Genomic DNA, 16,128 nt, shown 5'->3' with positions numbered 1-16,128 from the left:
GCAGGGCTTATGAATCAGATTGAAACGTATATCCAGGAGCATGAGGGTCAGTTTTTAGAGGATCTGAAAGCCTGGCTACGTATTCCTAGCATCAGTACACTACCAGAACATACAAGCGATGTGCAGCGCGCTGCGGAATACGCAGTTGAGCAATTAAAACGCCTCGGCATCGAACATGCAGAGCTCATTCAGACCAAAGGACATCCCCTTGTCTATGGAGAATGGCTGCAGGCCAGCAACAAGCCAACATTACTTATCTATGGCCATTATGATGTTCAGCCGGTCGATCCAATCGAACTATGGGATAGCGCTCCCTTCGATCCCACCATTCGTAACGGCAACATCTATGGTCGCGGGGCTGCTGACGACAAAGGACAGGTAATGCTTGTCTTTAAAGCGTTAGAGACATTGTTCAGCGTTAATGGCACTCTTCCCATCAACGTTAAGGTGCTGATCGAAGGCGAAGAAGAGGCTGGTGGCGAATCCATCGAACACTATATCAAGACCTATCCTGAGCGTCTGGGCTGCGACGCCGCTTTTATCTGCGATACCCATATGCCCTCGCCCAGGGTGCCCGCCTTAATTACAGGTCTACGCGGCATTATCTATACCGAAGTGATTGTGCAGGGTGCCAAACAAGATCTGCACTCAGGCACTTACGGCGGCGTAGCTCCCAATCCCCTCCACGCGCTGGCTATTATTATCAGTCGTCTAAAAGATGCCGATGGACATATTCATATTCCCGGCCTCTATGACCATCTGCGCAAACCGTCGCATGAAGAGAAAACCTTCTGGGAGCAGGACCCACTGCATATGGATGAGGCCTTTCTGCATGAAATGGGTGTCTCACAGCTCTCGGGCGAGCTCGAATATCCACCATTAGAGCGCGTCAGTGCACGCCCAACATTGGAAGTCCATGGCATTATCGGTGGCTTTACGGGCGAAGGCGCCAAGACCGTTATTCCCGCCGTGGCTAAGGCCAAAATCAGCCTGCGCCTGCCCCCGGATCTCAAATCTAAAGAGATCTTCAACCTCTTCGAGCAGGCCGTCAGAGATGTTGCGCCGTCTGGTGTCAGCGTCGAAGTCGTCAACCTGCACGGTGGAGAAGGTGTGCTGGTTTCGCCTGAATCAAGTGTGATGCAGGCTGCCTCAGCGGCCCTGGAAGAGGTCTATCACACCACACCAGTCTACTTGCGCGAAGGAGGCTCCGTGCCGATCGCCGCCCTCTTTGACGAAGTACTTAATGTCCCGGTCGTCCTGATGGGCTTTGGACTCCCCGACGACAATCTGCATGCCCCCAACGAAAAATACTCGCTACAGCAATTCTTTAATGGAATTCGCACGGTTGCGAGCTTTTTGCAAAAAATGGCATAAGACCATGTAGGTGCGCCCCTTGCGGGCGCTTTTATCCTTCCCGCTCGAAAAAGCACCAGGAAGGTGATTTGGAGCGGTTTGATCCGATACATATCAATCCATATTGTTTGTTTTTCAAGCAGGTAGCAAGCAAGCGCCCGCAAGGGGCGCACCTACGACAAGAAAGAAAGGCGCATGATGCCCTCCACTCCTGAACTTCCAACCACGTACCTGGCTGCTCATGCAGATGAAGCCATCGATCTGCTTACACAGCTTTGCCAGCAACCCAGTATTGCGGCCCAGAACTATGGTATTGAAGCCATGACCGAACTCACTGAGCGTCTGCTCAGTGAGAGTGGATTTCAAACTCAACGCCTCTACTATACCTCTAAGGCGCCGCCCGCCGTCTATGGTGAACTGCGAGGAAGCGGTCCATACACCTTGCTCCTCTACAACCACTATGATGTTCAGCCCGCAGAACCACTGGACCTCTGGCATAGTCCTCCATTTGAGCCAACTGTGCGCGAAGAGAAGTTTTTCGCGCGCGGTGCCGTCGATAATAAAGGTGAGATCGCGGCCCGCCTGGCGGCGATTCGAGCGTTGCGCGCCACCTACGGCGAACTGCCCATTACTTTGCGCTGGATCATCGAAGGTGAAGAAGAGATTGGCAGCCCCCATTTTGAAGAGATCGCCGAAAAATATACTGAACTACTGCAAGCGGATGGCTGTCTCTGGGAAGGAGCAGGGTTCACTGATGAAGGACATCCTTCGCTGAACCTCGGAACCAAGGGTCTGCTCTATGTGCAGTTGGACGTACAGGGCGTGGGTATCGATGCCCATTCAGGCAAAGCCCCGATTCTGCCCAGTGCCGCCTGGAGGTTAGTCCAGGCCCTGGCCAGCTTGCGCACACCCGCCGGACAAGTGCGCATTCCTGGCTTTTACGCAGCGGTCAAGTCTCCCACCGAAGCTCAACTGGCGGCCCTGATGCAGCAGGAAAATAAAGATGAGCAATTAAAGGCGGCTCATCAGATAGAACAGTTTGTGGATGGGCTGAGCGGTGTAGCCCTGCGTGAGCGCGCGGCATTTGCGCCCACCTGCAATATCGCAGGCCTCAATAGCGGCTACACTGGCGAAGGAGTCAAGACAGTACTGCCAGCCAGAGCTATGGCCAAAATTGATTTCAGGCTGGTCCCCGATCAAGATCCACACGAGATCCTGGCGCTGCTGCGAGGTTATCTGCATGAGCAGGGTTATGATGATATCAACCTGAGTGTGCTGGGGGCAGCGGCCCCGGTGGTTACGCCCATAGATGATCCGTTTGTGCAGAAGATTCAACGCATCGCCGAAGCTTTTGCCAATAAACCGGCCAGCATCTCACCGATCGTAGGCGGTTCGCTGCCGCTGCTAGATGCACTGAAGCGCCATGTGGGACTGCCTGGCCTGAGCGCCCCCGGCAACGTTGGTTATTGGGGCAGCGGAGCCCACGCGCCCAATGAACATATTCGACTGGCGGACCTCGAACGCGCCGTGCGTTATAACTGCTATATGTTCATGGCCCTGGGCGACAATCGGAGGCAAGCTCCGAACCTATAAAATCACCTTTATTGTTGCCTTCACGTGAGGGACGCGCCTACGGGGTGGCAAGGTGGATTAATGTCTGGTAGAAGGCCGATACATCGGTGCGCTCGGGCAGGCCAGCTACCTGTCCATCGCCCAGCTCGACGATGCACCATGTTCCGTTCACCTGCTTGGCCACATCCATTGTAAAGAAGCGGCTCTGAATACGGCGTGCAATGGGTGCTAGCAGTTCCAGAGGAGGGAGCTCACCATCATAGCTCCCTTCTTCCCAGTAAGGGATGGTCAAAAGGTGCTGGCCGTCACAGAAAAACAGGCGGTATTCTTTGGTCAGGGGCATACCGCTCTTTGAGTGATTGCCAAGCGGCTCAAGCTGCAAGAATTCCCGAAAGACCAGGCCTTCAGCTAAATCTTCCCCTTGCAAGCGCACAAAACTCATGACCACGTACTCTACTGCCTCACGATCCGAAGCCGCGGGAATATAGCAGGCAGCAGCCCACTCGTGTTTACGCGACTTCACAAAATCTTTGACAATCAACGGCTGAGAGCCAAAGGGTTGCAATAACTGCATGATTTCATCAAAATCGATCTGGCCGTCTATAATACGTAACCAGACGGTCCGGGGGGATAAATCACGAATCAGAGCATAGGATTCTGGCAAATAATGGCAATGGGTATAGGCCAGGGGCATATTGATTAAAAAGAGATTTTTCTCGGCAAGAGCGGCATATAACTGAGCATAATCTTCCGGTTTGAGCATCCAGCCGCGATAGATCGCCAGTTCAGGCGCGGGCACTGCCTCTATTCTGCGCACCGCGCGGGCCTCATTGTGTTGTTCCACCAGAGCTTCAAAGTTGAGCAAAGAAAATGGCACATCTAGCTTCTCCACAGCATTAACCTCAGTTGCATACATCGGCTCAGGCTGACGCACATTCCAGGGATCAGCACAAAAAATTATGCGCATATAGCATCTCTCAGTCTATGAAAAAACGCTATCCTTCGTTCAAGCATATATATTATCAATTAACTTCAGGCCATTGTAAAGTTTCTCTTCATAACACAGAGTGATATACTACAAAAGCTAACCTGTTACAACGCCATAGATATTTACAAATAAAAGATATGAAACCTTACACGTAAGGAGATTTGGAAGACATGGCAGAATACACCTCAATCCTCGTTGAGCGCGAGCAGCATGTGGGCATTATTACGCTTAATCGACCCAAAGAGCTTAATGCCTTGAACTTTCAACTGGTCAGTGAGCTGGCAGATGCGCTGGAGGAATTCGATCGCGATGAAGCGATTGGTTGTATTATATTGACCGGAGCAGGCGAGAAAGCCTTCGCCGCGGGCGCGGACATTAAAGAGATGGCTAATAAATCGCCGATCGATATGATGTTAGGGGGCTTTGAATCCTGGGCACGCATCCGGAAGATTCATACGCCACTTATAGCGGCGGTGAATGGCTATGCGCTGGGTGGAGGCTGTGAGCTAGCGATGCACTGCGATATGATTATCGCGTCTGAGAATGCTCGCTTTGGACAACCTGAGATTCTGATCGGCGTCATTCCAGGGGCTGGTGGCACACAGCGTCTGGCGCGCACATTGGGCAAGTACCGCACCATGGAAATAGTGCTCACAGGCTCTCCCATCAACGCTAAAGAGCTGGAGAGTCTTGGCCTGGTCAATCATGTGGTTCCCCAGGATGAGTTGATGAATGAAGCCCGCAAGCTGGCCAACAAAATAGCCAGCCAGGCACCGATCGCGGTTCGGCTAGCTAAAGAGGCGGTATTAAGCGCGTTTGAGACCTCGCTGGAAGAAGGGCTGGAGATAGAGCGCAAAAACTTTTTCTTGCTCTTTGCCACTGAAGATATGCGCGAGGGAATGCGCGCCTTTATTGAGAAGCGCCAGGCTAACTTCCAGGGTAAATAAATTATGTACGTTATGTTGCAATAAATGCTCATAGCGCATTTATTGCAACATAACGTACATAATTTTAAAAAGGGGAAGCGTCAGCACCCCAGGCTGGCAAGCCATCCACCGCTTACGCGATATCTTCACCCAGGAGAGCAGAAACATATGCTTCCTTTAGTTTAGGCACTGTCTCGTAGCCAGCCAGTTCATCTGGTTCGATCCAGCGCATATCAACCGCTTCCCAATCAGTTTTAATTTGCTCAGGCGCGAGAACATGAAACAGAAAGGGATGAACATAAAAATGTCGACCCAGTTCTTCATCCACATGCTCAACCACCGTTCCTCGCCGCAACATGCGTACCTGGTCGCGCCGCAAACCGGTCTCTTCCCTGATCTCAACGTACGCCTGTTCGTCCGGCGATACATTGGCTTCCACAAAACCACTGATGCCGGCCCAATGAGCATGATAGCTGCCTACACGCTGGCTGCGCTGAACCAGCAGAATACGTACGTGCGGGCCATCTGTCCGCTGAAGAAAGCTTGTCACCACATGTGTGGTCCGTAATGGAGCGGAAAAATGTGTTGAGCTCATTTGCAACTCCTTCATTTTTGAGATGACAACCGTGGCTATTTCTTGTATACTCGTATAATTAATTGCGAAACACAACCGATAATAATCGATCCTATAGGAGTTTACTCTTGTATGCAAGCACAAGAAACAACAAACGATACGACGACCTCGGTAGCACCTGAGGGTCTACAACATACATGGCGAACGGCATTGATTCTCTGGCGCAAGGCGGCTCTGGCAGCTCTGCCTGCGTTTTTGGTGACGCGCCTCTTGCTGCTCGTACTCACCTACTTTGGCGGCATTCTTTTCAATATCCAGGGTCCATCATCCTTTGCTTTCACGCCCCGGAATATCCTCTATAGCTGGTATCACTGGGATGCAACGCGCAATCTGGCCATCGCAACTCAAGGATATACTGATGCCAGCTATACTGCGCTTTTTCCACTCTATCCCACTATTGTACACGCTCTCAGCGCACTCTTACATATGGATATTTTGCTGGCCAGCATGATCATTTCAAACCTGGCTTTTTTCGGCGCACTCACCGTTCTCTATCTGTTGGTGGAACCTGAATTCGATGCCAGCATGGCCAGACGCTGTATGCTCTACCTGGCTATTTTCCCGACAGCCTTGTTTTTCTTTGCGGCCTATAATAGCGCGCTCTTACTCTTTTTCACGCTGCTCTGCCTCTATCTGCTACGTCAGCGTTCCTGGTGGTTAGCAGGTTGCATTGGAGGACTGGCTGCCCTGACCGATTTGCTGGGAATTTGCCTGTTTATCATTTTTCTATGTGAGTTCTTTCGGCAACAGCTTCCACAATTGCGCCAATCAGAACAAGGACGGGGCGCACGGCTCCGTTCATTGCTACCGTTGAGCGCGGCTCTTTTGATTCCGATTGGACTGCTCATATACAGCTATGCCCTCAAAAAACCCTTCCATGATGCGCTCATTTTCTTGCATCCGCAAGCAGACGCGCCAAAGCCAGGGTTTACGGGAGGCCTCAGTACTGCTATTCGTGCGCTTTTTAGTGGCTCACTGTATACATTTGCCGCTGCCCACTCGCTTTTCGAGTTGCTACTTCTACTTGGAATGGTAGCGTTACTGGTCATGAGCTTTGTGGGCCGTGAGCGATTGGCGCGAGGGCTATGGCCGCTACAGGTCTTCGGGATACTGGTAATCATCTATGCATTGCTAGTTCCCAATCAGCCTGGCCTGCCCTTCAACCAGTATGATCCGTTACCGGCCATACAATACACAGCCCTGCTATGTGTACCTGGTTTCCTTGTACTGGCTCGCCTGGGGCGATACCCCTGGGTCCATCAGGCCTATCTACTCTTTGCTACACCGTTACTGGCCTTCCTGGTCTTTCAAATGTTTAAGGTGCTCTGGGCCATGTAGTCTGGAGCACCGATGGGGACCGCCATGAACAAGATGATTTATCATTACATCAGCACAAGAAAACAAAGGTACATAAACATTGAAATATAAAATAATTTTTACCTATAGCAATAGAGCGCATTTCATGACAAAATAAAGGGTAGACATATTTGCAAAAAGTTGGGGAGGGACTTTGTGAGCTGACGCTTAACAGCTCGAATAGCAAGATACTTCTGACATACATTTTTGCAGTTCATCCAAGTCTTCTTATTGACGTATAGTTAACACTCTTATATAGTATGCTTGGCACATAGTGCATTTTGCCTATTGCTCACAGCTAAAAAACATATAAATTGCATCAAATAGTCATTTTCGAGCCTTTATAGGCCTGATCGTCTTTATCATTGGAGGTAGGCCGACGTGTCAAATATTTTCGTCTGGGCCGTTCTTGTTCTTATTGTGGTTTTAGGCGGAGCCATCATCGCACTATGGGTGGGCTTTTCACTGGGATCTTCGCGCAATAAAGCTTCCTATGAAGAGAAGTTGCGCGCCCTCAGGGAAGCGAGCGAACAGCGTCTCCTCACTGTGCAAGAACAACAGAGTATTGCCCTCAGGGAAGCACGTGATGAGACGGCGCGTATACGCACCGCGATCGAGCGTGAAAATGCGGAGCGGCGCACAGAAATCCAACGCCAGGAGCGGCGCATCCAACAAAAAGAAGAAAATATGGAGCGTAAGCTGGATACACTGGAGCAGCGAGAGCGCAAGATGGGAGTCAAAGAGCGCACGCTCGATCAAATCCGTGAAGAGCTTGAGGAGACGAAGCGCCAACAAACCGCAGAACTGGAACGTATCGCTAAATTAACAGAGGAACAGGCGCAGGAACTGTTACTCAATCGCATAGAACAGAAGGTCCGTACAGAGGCTTATCAACGTGTCCGCCTCATTGAGGAGCAGGCACGCGAAGAGGCTGAGTCTAAGGCCCGCGAGATTATCACGCTCGCTATTCAGCGCTGCGCTTCCGACCAGGTCGCGGAAGCTGTGGTCTCGGTGGTGCCGCTTCCTAACGATGAAATGAAAGGTCGTATCATTGGTCGCGAAGGACGCAATATCCGTGCCCTGGAAGCGGCCACTGGAGTCGACCTGATCATCGACGATACGCCCGAAGCGGTCATTCTATCCGGCTTTGATCCCGTGCGGCGAGAAATCGCCCGGGTTGCATTGACGAAGTTAATCATGGATGGGCGTATCCATCCTGCCCGTATTGAAGATGTGGTGGCGAAAGCGCGCCAGGAAGTAGATATGATCGTCCGTGAAGCGGGTGAGAATGCGGCCCTGGAAGCCAATGTGCATGGGCTGCAGCCAGAGCTGCTCAAGATTCTGGGTCGCCTGCACTTCCGCACCAGTTATGGTCAAAATGTACTCGCGCATTCGGTGGAGGTGTCAATCCTTGCTGCCACCATCGCCCACGAGTTAGGGGCAGACGTCAATGTCTGTAAAGTTGCAGCCTTACTACACGACATGGGAAAAGCTATCGATCAGGAGGTCGAGGGTCCGCACGCTATTATCGGCGGTGAAATCGCCCGTCGCTTTGGCAAGTCGCCCAGGATCATACATGCCATGGTAGCCCATCACGCCACTGAAACTGAGCCCCAGACGTTAGAGGCCGCGATTGTACAGGCAGCCGATGCGATTTCGGCAGCCCGGCCAGGAGCGAGACGGGAGACGATCGATCTCTATATCAAACGCCTGGAAGCGCTTGAGCATATCGCCAATTCTTTCACGGGCGTAGAGAAATCGTTTGCTATCCAGGCTGGACGTGAAGTGCGCATTATCGTCAAACCCGAAGAGATCGATGAATACGCCGCCATACGCCTGGCTGGCGATATCGCGCACAAGATCGAAGAGGACCTGGATTATCCAGGTCAAATCAAGGTGTGTGTGGTGCGTGAAACGCGCTCCGTCGATTATGCAAGATAGACAGGAAATAAGCATATATGGCGAATACAATTGATCTGCATACCCATTCGACCGCATCCGATGGTCTCTACAGTCCAACGGACCTCTTACAGCAGGCGCAGCAGGTAGGCTTAAAAGTGCTGGCGTTGACTGACCATGATAGTACCGAAGGCATTGCTGAGGCCACCGAGGCGGCCCGGAGATTGGGTATCGATTTTATTCCGGGCATCGAGCTTAACTCTGATGTGGATCGTGGCGAGATCCATGTGCTGGGCTATTATCTGGAATATCAGCGTCCAGAATTTCAAGCAACCTTGAAAGTATTGCGCGATGCGCGCATACGTCGTGGTCAGCGCATGGTCGAACTACTCAACGAACAGGGAATCAACGTTTCCTGGGAACGTGTACGCGAACTGGCCCAGGGTGCCGTTGGCCGTCCCCATGTGGCCAAAGCGCTAATGGAAGCTGGCTACGTACAGTCCATCCCTGAAGCTTTTGATAAATATATCGGCAAAGGCTGTCCTGCCTATGTTCCGCGCTACAAGCTAACACCTGAAGAGGCTGTGCGACTGATCAACAGCGCCAACGGCCTGGCGGTCCTGGCCCATCCCATCGAACTGCCAGGATTGGATCAGTTGCAGCAGTGGTTACCCGGCCTGCAAAAAGCTGGCATGGTGGGACTGGAAACCTACTACGGTCCTTATACGCATGAGGATGAGCAGGCCCTGCTCTCGCTGGCCAGGCGCTACAATCTGATTCCTACCGGCGGAACCGATTTTCATGGACCGGGCATTCATCCGACTCCTCTTGGTGGACGCTTTGTGCCGCCCGAAGCGGTTGAGCGCTTGAAAGCGCTGGCAGCCAAACGCCAGGATACGACCCCGCCAGCTTTTGAGCTACCCGAACCCGTAGAAGAGAAATAAACTGTAAGAAGGGCGAATACAACTGTTTGTTAAGGATATGTTACAATTGTATTCGTTCTCTCTTTTTGTTTGGTAGAGAGAGGACCCGGACAACATTTATACTCATAGAGGTGTGTATGATGGGTCGAGAAGCGCGCGCTACACTCATACGTTTGTGGGCGCGACAAATCCTGGAGACGATCACACTGGTGCTTTTAATGCTCCTGATTATCCGCATCACCTTGCAAAATTTCCATATTGATGGTCACAGTATGGAGCCCACCCTCCACGATCAAGAATATATCCTCGTAAATAAAGCTGCTTATCTTTTACAGGAACCCGCGCGTGGTGACATTATCGTCTTCCAATATCCACGCAACCCTCAAGAAAACTATATCAAACGCATCATCGCCACGCCCGGCGACCGCATCAGCATCCAGAAAAATACGGTAATCGTAGACGGCACCACCCTGCACGAGCGCTATGTGAACAAAGATGATCCATACAATCCTTATCCGACCATCAATCAGCGGGTGGTAGGAGCTAACCAATACTTTGTCATGGGCGACAACCGGGGAAATAGTTCGGATTCGCGGGCCTGGGGTATGGTGCCGCGCCAGAATATTATCGGAAAAGCGGTTGTGGTCTACTGGCCATTTGATGTTGATAATTTTGGCTTGCTGCCCAATATGAGCGATGTTTTTGCCCATGTGCGTTAGCAAACTGTTTAAAAACTATGCTTTTTGTGCCTTCGGCCCCTGACGCTACGCGCCTGCGGCGCTCAAAGTTTTATGTAAGTGGTGTTGCATGGCGTGCGCTGTGCGCACGCCATGCAACACCACTTACATAAAAAAGAGTGGGAGCGTCAGCACCCCAGGCTGGTGGGCCATCCCATCACGATGGCCATGGCAATCAAACCCTTTCCCTGCATTTTCGCATTAACAGGGATATTCCTGTATGAGCTCTGAAGGAGCAAAAGCGTAAGGAAGGCTAAATGCGGCGTAGGCCATCGCGCCGGGCGACATCGCTCCAGCGACTGGTCGCTGCTGCATTCTGAGCAACAGGCTGGCGACGCGCCTGCTCTTGCTCTAGATGTTCCTGGGCCATCAAGCCTCCAACCAGGGCCGCCAGTTGTTCCAGTGAGAGTTCCTCACTATGAGGCTTAGAGCCGTTCTGCCCATCTGCGAATGCTGCTTCGGGCTGCAGGCGCAGATCAGCCACCTTCTGCCGTCCCTCCCATTCTTCAGCGATAAAATCGGTGGAGAAGTCGGCGCTGATAAAGCGCGGCTGATCCATCAGCCAGCGCGCAAATGGTAGCGTCGTACGCACCCCCACGATGGTATATTCATCCAGGGCCCGGCGCAGACGCGTGATAGCCTGCTCGCGATCGCGCCCCCATACAATCAGCTTCGCCAGCAAAGGATCATAAAATAGCGGCACCTGCAGGCCTGCATATAAACTGCTATCTACGCGCACTCCAGGACCCGAAGGCTCCTGCAGTCCCAGCACAGTACCAGTTGCAGGTAAGAAACGGTTCGCAGGATCTTCAGCCGAGATACGGCATTCGATCGCTGCCCCGCGTAGCGTAATATCCGCCTGCGAGAAAGAGAGCGGCAGGCCCGCCGCCACACGCAATTGTTCCTGCACCAGGTCGACGCTGGTACACCATTCGGTCACGGGATGTTCCACCTGGATACGTGCGTTGACCTCCAGGAAATAAAAGTTGCGATCTGGTCCAACCAGAAACTCGGCGGTACCGGCGTTAACGTACTCAATGGAGCGCACCAGATTCAGGGTGGCCTCGGTCATGCGTGCCCGCAAGGCTTCATCCATAATCGGTGATGGCGACTCCTCAATCAATTTCTGGTGACGCCGCTGGATGCTACACTCGCGCTCACCCAGGTGCACCACGTTTCCATGCGTGTCAGCAATAAACTGGACCTCGATGTGCCGAGCGGGCGTGATAGCTTTCTCGATATAGACACGGCTATTGCCGAAGGCGCTCTGCGCCTCACTTCGGGCCGTACGGAAGGCGGACAGTAGATCGCGAGACTCGCGCACCAGGCGGATACCTTTACCGCCACCACCCGCGGCAGCCTTGAGCAGCACAGGATAGCCCAGCTCCTCAGCTTTGCTCATGATCTCCTGATCATCAGCTACATCAGTCATAGCACCAGGCACAATCGGCACGCCCGCCACCTGAGCCGTGCGCCGCGCCGCTGTCTTTTCACCCATCGAGCGCTGTGCGGCCGCCGAAGGTCCAATAAAAATCAACCCCGCCGCCTGGCATGCATCCACAAAATCAGCGTTCTCGGCCAGAAAACCATAGCCGGGATGGACCGCCTGGGCGCCGGATCGCCGTGCGACTTCAATTAATTTAGGAATATTCAAATAGCTCTGCGCCGCCACTGCCGGGCCAATATGGTATGCCTCATCGGCCATACGCACATGCAAGGCATTGCGATCCGCATCACTATAAACGGCCACGCTTCGCAAGCCCAGATCGCGGCACGCCCGAATCACACGCAGAGCGATCTCGCCGCGATTGGCGATCAATACTTTCTGAAATGGCCAGTGGGAAATAGCAACTTTCTCCAAAAGAAGGCTCCTTCGACTTCATACAGACAGGACACTAAAGATATATACATACATTCTTCTGCCAAAAGTATAGCACGTCTTCACCCTCACAGCCGGAATGGGAATAAAAGGCTAGAAAAAAGCGGAAATTTTGTCAAAAAAAAATGACGAGTACACTGAATCTTGGCTGCCATTTCATTCATGACTCTTATTTACTCATCATGGATGGTATCAGCAGATATTGCTTCGTGCGAATATGTTGAGGGGTTTTTTGGTGTCTGAGGAGGAGCCGAAGTACCAATGCTTAAATTTATAACAAAAATGCAAATCGCCCGTCGTCTCTTGCTGGCGTTTTTGCTTACTGCAGTCATACCCGGCATTATTATTTCGGTGCTGGGTTTGACGTTTTATGAGGGTCAGACTGAACGTAGTCAAATCATTCGCACAAATATAAGTGCATTCAAGTCTGCCACCACGGCAGGCACGTATCTCCCCAATCTCAATGCATTGTTAATCACCACGTACTTAGAGCAATATCAGAGCCATCAACAGGCAGATAAAGCTCAGGTAACAAACAATATTCAGTTGATTCAGCAAACTAGCAAGCTTTTTGATAGCGAGGCTCACCGCTATCAAAAAAATTATGAATTGCTGACTTCATCCAGGATGTGGCCCACACAAAATATACTGAAGTATAACCATGTAGATCCAGCGCTCCCCATACAGCAGCAAAAGGATCTGAACCGGGTGTTGCATACGCTCTGGCCCAACTATCAGGCAGACGAGGCAAGGATACTGAATGCTATAAATCAGAAGATGCCCGCAACCACCGTACGCGACCTGATCACCAAAGCCAATCTTGACTACATGCCGTTAGAAAGTCAATGGGATGAGATTACCAGTATCGCGGAAAAAATCAGTCTTCGCATGGTCACTACTCGCACTACTCAGGCTCAACAGATCATTTTCCTGACCCTGATCGCGTTCTTTGGCACGATTATATTAATTACCGCCATCGGCTATGTGGCTTATCGTTCAATCACGATTCCACTGCATCAACTGGCACTCTTGACACGCAGAATCGCTAAAGGTGATACCAGGGCACGGGCCACTATCACGACCCGCGATGAAATTTATCTGGTAGCAACCTCTATGAATACGATGCTCGACAATATCGTGCATCTCATCCAGGAGGCGGAAGAGCAGCGCGATAAACTGCAAAGTCGCGTCGAGAAACTGATCAGCGAGGTCAGCAGCATTGGAGACGGCAATTTGTGTGTCCAGGCCGAGGTCGATGATAGCGAACTGGGTATTCTGGCAGACTCGTTTAACTATATGATTGAGGCCCTGGGCAGCCTGGTGGTACGCGTCAAGTCGGTGGCAGGCGAGGTTGCCAGCTCAACCTCGAAGATCCTGAATTGTATGACACAACTGGTCGAAACGGATAACAGCCAGCTCCAACAGATCGCCCGCGCCAGCTCTGAAGTTGAGCAGATGGCGGCATCCAGTCGCAATGTAGCCGACCGATCACGGGTCCTGTTTGATGTGGCAAACATCGCCCGCCAGGATACTCAACTGGGGCGCGAAGCAATCGTTCAGGTGATGGAGGGCATGGGACGCATTAATAACAACGTCCAGATCACCGCCAGCAAGGTTCATACCTTAGGCGATCACTCGCGTGAGATTGATGAGATCATTGAAGTCATCTCTAGCATTGCTCACCAGACCAATCGACTGGCCCTGGACGCCGCTATACAATCCGCCATGGCCGGTGAGAACGGTAAAGGCTTTGGAGCCGTCGCCGCCGATATTCGCCGCCTGGCTGAACGTACGAAAGATCAGGCCCACTTAATCACTCGCATTGTGCGCAGTATCCGGGAAGAGATAGGTACCCTGGCGGTGTCGATGCAAGATACCGAGAAAGAGACCACCAGCGGCGCCCACCTGACCCAGGAAACAGGCATCGCCCTGCAATCCATTTTCACAGCCATCGAACATCAGGCAAAAGAGATCGAGATGATCAATCAGATGGTCGCGCAACAGCTCCAATCCTCCAACACGGTGGTACACATTATGCAGAATGTGGCTGAAACCACTCAGCAGAGCAGCGTCAATACCAGGGATGCGTCACAACATGTCGAGCGACTGGCACGCCAGGTACGCCAGCTACGGACCTCTGTGGAGGCCTTTACGCTACGCGAGGGGCAAGACTATCAGATCCCAACCACAAGTACAACCACGGATTGGGAAGAGGAGGAGGAGCCAGAACATCCTCTCACTATCAGTGGCGTCTTTCGAACGGTCAGCGCCACTCTGCGCCCGGTCCCACATAATGCTCAGCGAGGTACCTCCATCTCAGGTATCTATTTTGCGCCGCCCGATTCGTCCGATGACTATCGTTGTGCGCTGCCCGGTGCCCGCGAAAAGTCAACCTCTGGACAGGGCTGGGACCGCCTTCCACAATCTGAAGAGTGGCAAAGCAATAAGCCCACCAACAACAGCGGCACCGACTGGTAGGGATCCATGCTGCTTAAAGAGAGCCGGGATAAAACACAAATACAGATTGTTTTATCCCGACTCTCCTGTCTTTACAGGCCCGGCTGGCGCTGTACAGCTTGCTGGCGTACCGCCTCATATAAAATGATGCCGGTGGCCATCGCGACATTCAAGGATTCGACGTCGTTGGCCAGCGGTATGCTGATTGCCAGCGTCGCCAGTGCATGGGCCTGCTGGCCGGGTCCATGCGCCTCGTTGCCAACTATCAAGGCAAATGGGTTAACCAGGTCCTGCATATAATACATCTGGTCGCTACTAGCCTCAGCTAATAGGACGCGAGGCTGTCCACCACAGTGATCGGCTACGCGCTCCGCGATGGCTTCCCAGCTCATATTGACCTCAACCGGAAGCGCCACGTGGGCGCCAGCTGCCGAGCGCACAACCTTGGGACTGTAGTAATCGACGCAATGGGGTGTCAACAAGACACGCTCAACATTCGCGGCCAGCGCGGTCCTCAGTATGGTACCCATGTTGCCAGGGTCCGCGACATCATCCAAAATCAAAAGACAGGGACGTGAGGCCGGGCGCCGGCGTTGCTGAATAATGGAAGGATTAAGCGCATCCAACGCTAAAACGCTGACCACGCCTTGCGAGGTTTGGGCTTCACCTAACGCCTCAATGACGCGCTCGCTAACCTCAATCAATTGTGAGGCCGAAAGCTCCGGGGTGTGGAACAGACGCTCAAGCAGGGCCGCGCCTTCGGAGGTGCGTCGCAGGAGCGCGGGTTGATAATATACCTCATGCGGCCACAGCTGAGCATTCAACAACGCCTCGAGCAAATGGGGACCCTCAAGCAGGAACAAGCCATTTTTCTTGCGGCCACGCGCCGTATGCAGGGTCTGGAGCTTACTAATGCGTGGATTAGATGGACTGGTAATGAGAGTCATAACATCCTCAAATAACAAAGGACCCGCCATATCACTACTGACAGGCGGGTCCCTCGTATGAAATTATATTACGCTTTAGCTGCGTCCAGAGCTGTTTTCACCAGTGTGCCGAAGGCACCCAGATCGTTGACAGCCATTGCGGCCAGAATCTTGCGGTCAACGTCGATTTGTGCGACGCGCAGGGCATGCATCAGCTGGCTATAGCTAATACCATGCATGCGAGCGGCAGCATTGATGCGGACAATCCACAGGCGGCGCATGTCGCGTTTGCGGTTGCGGCGGTCGCGATACATGTACGCCATTGAGCGCATAACCGACTCATGAGCGGGGCGGAACACATTACGGCGCGTTCCACGATGTCCTTCAGCAAGCTGGAATACTTTTTTGTGCTTCTGATGGGAGGTTACTCCACGTTTTACCCTTGGCATATTCTGTCCTTATCCTTTTTGAATTTCGT

The 16,128-nt window shown here is 52.3% G+C and carries 13 protein-coding genes; 8 read left to right on the top strand and 5 right to left on the bottom strand.

Features of this window, described 5'->3' with window-relative positions:
• The first annotated feature begins 9 nt into the window (after positions 1–9).
• Both JMI88_RS23450 and JMI88_RS23445 read left to right on the top strand, forming a co-directional pair.
• Entirely contained in the window at positions 10–1,374 is a 1,365-nt protein-coding gene (locus JMI88_RS23450; RefSeq protein WP_201364395.1) for a dipeptidase, read from the top strand.
• 174 nt (positions 1,375–1,548) lie between these two features.
• Positions 1,549–2,946 carry a M20/M25/M40 family metallo-hydrolase gene (locus tag JMI88_RS23445; RefSeq protein WP_201364394.1) on the top strand — a complete coding sequence of 466 codons (1,398 nt, stop codon included), beginning with the start codon at positions 1,549–1,551 and terminating at the stop codon, positions 2,944–2,946.
• A gap of 37 nt (positions 2,947–2,983) precedes the next feature.
• Here the strand turns inward: JMI88_RS23445 and JMI88_RS23440 are convergent, their stop codons facing one another.
• Positions 2,984–3,892: an ATP-grasp domain-containing protein gene (locus tag JMI88_RS23440; protein ID WP_201364393.1), complete on the bottom strand. Its 909-nt coding sequence runs from the start codon at positions 3,890–3,892 to the stop codon at positions 2,984–2,986.
• Positions 3,893–4,083: 191 nt separating this feature from the next.
• Here JMI88_RS23440 and JMI88_RS23435 point away from each other — a divergent pair, with 191 nt between their 5' ends.
• On the top strand, positions 4,084–4,860 hold the full coding sequence (locus JMI88_RS23435; protein ID WP_201364392.1) for an enoyl-CoA hydratase-related protein: 777 nt from the start codon (positions 4,084–4,086) through the stop codon (positions 4,858–4,860).
• 112 nt (positions 4,861–4,972) lie between these two features.
• Here the strand turns inward: JMI88_RS23435 and JMI88_RS23430 are convergent, their stop codons facing one another.
• Complete coding sequence (locus JMI88_RS23430; RefSeq protein ID WP_201364391.1) at positions 4,973–5,434, bottom strand: NUDIX domain-containing protein; 462 nt, start codon at positions 5,432–5,434, stop codon at positions 4,973–4,975.
• Between the two features lie 111 nt (positions 5,435–5,545).
• Here JMI88_RS23430 and JMI88_RS23425 point away from each other — a divergent pair, with 111 nt between their 5' ends.
• The 4 genes from JMI88_RS23425 (at position 5,546) to lepB (ending at position 10,370) form a co-directional block, all read left to right on the top strand.
• On the top strand, positions 5,546–6,811 hold the full coding sequence (locus tag JMI88_RS23425; RefSeq protein ID WP_201364390.1) for a hypothetical protein: 1,266 nt from the start codon (positions 5,546–5,548) through the stop codon (positions 6,809–6,811).
• A gap of 399 nt (positions 6,812–7,210) precedes the next feature.
• Positions 7,211–8,770, top strand: a complete 1,560-nt coding sequence (rny, locus tag JMI88_RS23420; protein WP_201364389.1) for a ribonuclease Y — start codon at positions 7,211–7,213, stop codon at positions 8,768–8,770.
• Between the two features lie 17 nt (positions 8,771–8,787).
• Positions 8,788–9,672: a PHP domain-containing protein gene (locus JMI88_RS23415; protein ID WP_201364388.1), complete on the top strand. Its 885-nt coding sequence runs from the start codon at positions 8,788–8,790 to the stop codon at positions 9,670–9,672.
• A gap of 116 nt (positions 9,673–9,788) precedes the next feature.
• Positions 9,789–10,370, top strand: coding sequence for a signal peptidase I (lepB, locus tag JMI88_RS23410; protein ID WP_201364387.1), 582 nt, complete (start codon positions 9,789–9,791; stop codon positions 10,368–10,370).
• Between the two features lie 271 nt (positions 10,371–10,641).
• Here the strand turns inward: lepB and JMI88_RS23405 are convergent, their stop codons facing one another.
• Positions 10,642–12,249, bottom strand: coding sequence for an acetyl-CoA carboxylase biotin carboxylase subunit (locus JMI88_RS23405; RefSeq protein WP_236023025.1), 1,608 nt, complete (start codon positions 12,247–12,249; stop codon positions 10,642–10,644).
• Positions 12,250–12,528: 279 nt separating this feature from the next.
• Between JMI88_RS23405 and JMI88_RS23400 the strand changes: the two genes are divergently transcribed.
• Positions 12,529–14,745, top strand: a complete 2,217-nt coding sequence (locus JMI88_RS23400) for a methyl-accepting chemotaxis protein (protein WP_201364386.1) — start codon at positions 12,529–12,531, stop codon at positions 14,743–14,745.
• 71 nt (positions 14,746–14,816) lie between these two features.
• Here JMI88_RS23400 and JMI88_RS23395 read toward each other — a convergent pair whose 3' ends face one another.
• Positions 14,817–15,671, bottom strand: coding sequence for a TrmH family RNA methyltransferase (locus tag JMI88_RS23395; RefSeq protein WP_201364385.1), 855 nt, complete (start codon positions 15,669–15,671; stop codon positions 14,817–14,819).
• Positions 15,672–15,739: 68 nt separating this feature from the next.
• Complete coding sequence (rplT, locus tag JMI88_RS23390; RefSeq protein ID WP_201364384.1) at positions 15,740–16,099, bottom strand: 50S ribosomal protein L20; 360 nt, start codon at positions 16,097–16,099, stop codon at positions 15,740–15,742.
• Positions 16,100–16,128 lie beyond the last annotated feature (29 nt).

Source organism: Dictyobacter formicarum (assembly GCF_016587435.1).
The sequence above is the reverse complement of the archived record's forward strand: the minus strand, read 5'-3'. Positions and strand labels throughout refer to the sequence as shown.

Excerpts from the sequence above, each read along its gene's own strand:
- JMI88_RS23425 (WP_201364390.1), top strand. The coding sequence starts at position 5,546 with ATGCAAGCACAAGAAACAACAAACGATACGACGACCTCGGTAGCACCT.
- JMI88_RS23395 (WP_201364385.1), bottom strand. The coding sequence starts at position 15,671 with ATGACTCTCATTACCAGTCCATCTAATCCACGCATTAGTAAGCTCCAG.
- rplT (WP_201364384.1), bottom strand. The coding sequence starts at position 16,099 with ATGCCAAGGGTAAAACGTGGAGTAACCTCCCATCAGAAGCACAAAAAA.
- JMI88_RS23450 (WP_201364395.1), top strand. The coding sequence starts at position 10 with ATGAATCAGATTGAAACGTATATCCAGGAGCATGAGGGTCAGTTTTTA.
- JMI88_RS23445 (WP_201364394.1), top strand. The coding sequence starts at position 1,549 with ATGATGCCCTCCACTCCTGAACTTCCAACCACGTACCTGGCTGCTCAT.
- lepB (WP_201364387.1), top strand. The coding sequence starts at position 9,789 with ATGATGGGTCGAGAAGCGCGCGCTACACTCATACGTTTGTGGGCGCGA.
- JMI88_RS23430 (WP_201364391.1), bottom strand. The coding sequence starts at position 5,434 with ATGAGCTCAACACATTTTTCCGCTCCATTACGGACCACACATGTGGTG.
- JMI88_RS23415 (WP_201364388.1), top strand. The coding sequence starts at position 8,788 with ATGGCGAATACAATTGATCTGCATACCCATTCGACCGCATCCGATGGT.
- JMI88_RS23440 (WP_201364393.1), bottom strand. The coding sequence starts at position 3,892 with ATGCGCATAATTTTTTGTGCTGATCCCTGGAATGTGCGTCAGCCTGAG.
- JMI88_RS23435 (WP_201364392.1), top strand. The coding sequence starts at position 4,084 with ATGGCAGAATACACCTCAATCCTCGTTGAGCGCGAGCAGCATGTGGGC.
- JMI88_RS23400 (WP_201364386.1), top strand. The coding sequence starts at position 12,529 with ATGCTTAAATTTATAACAAAAATGCAAATCGCCCGTCGTCTCTTGCTG.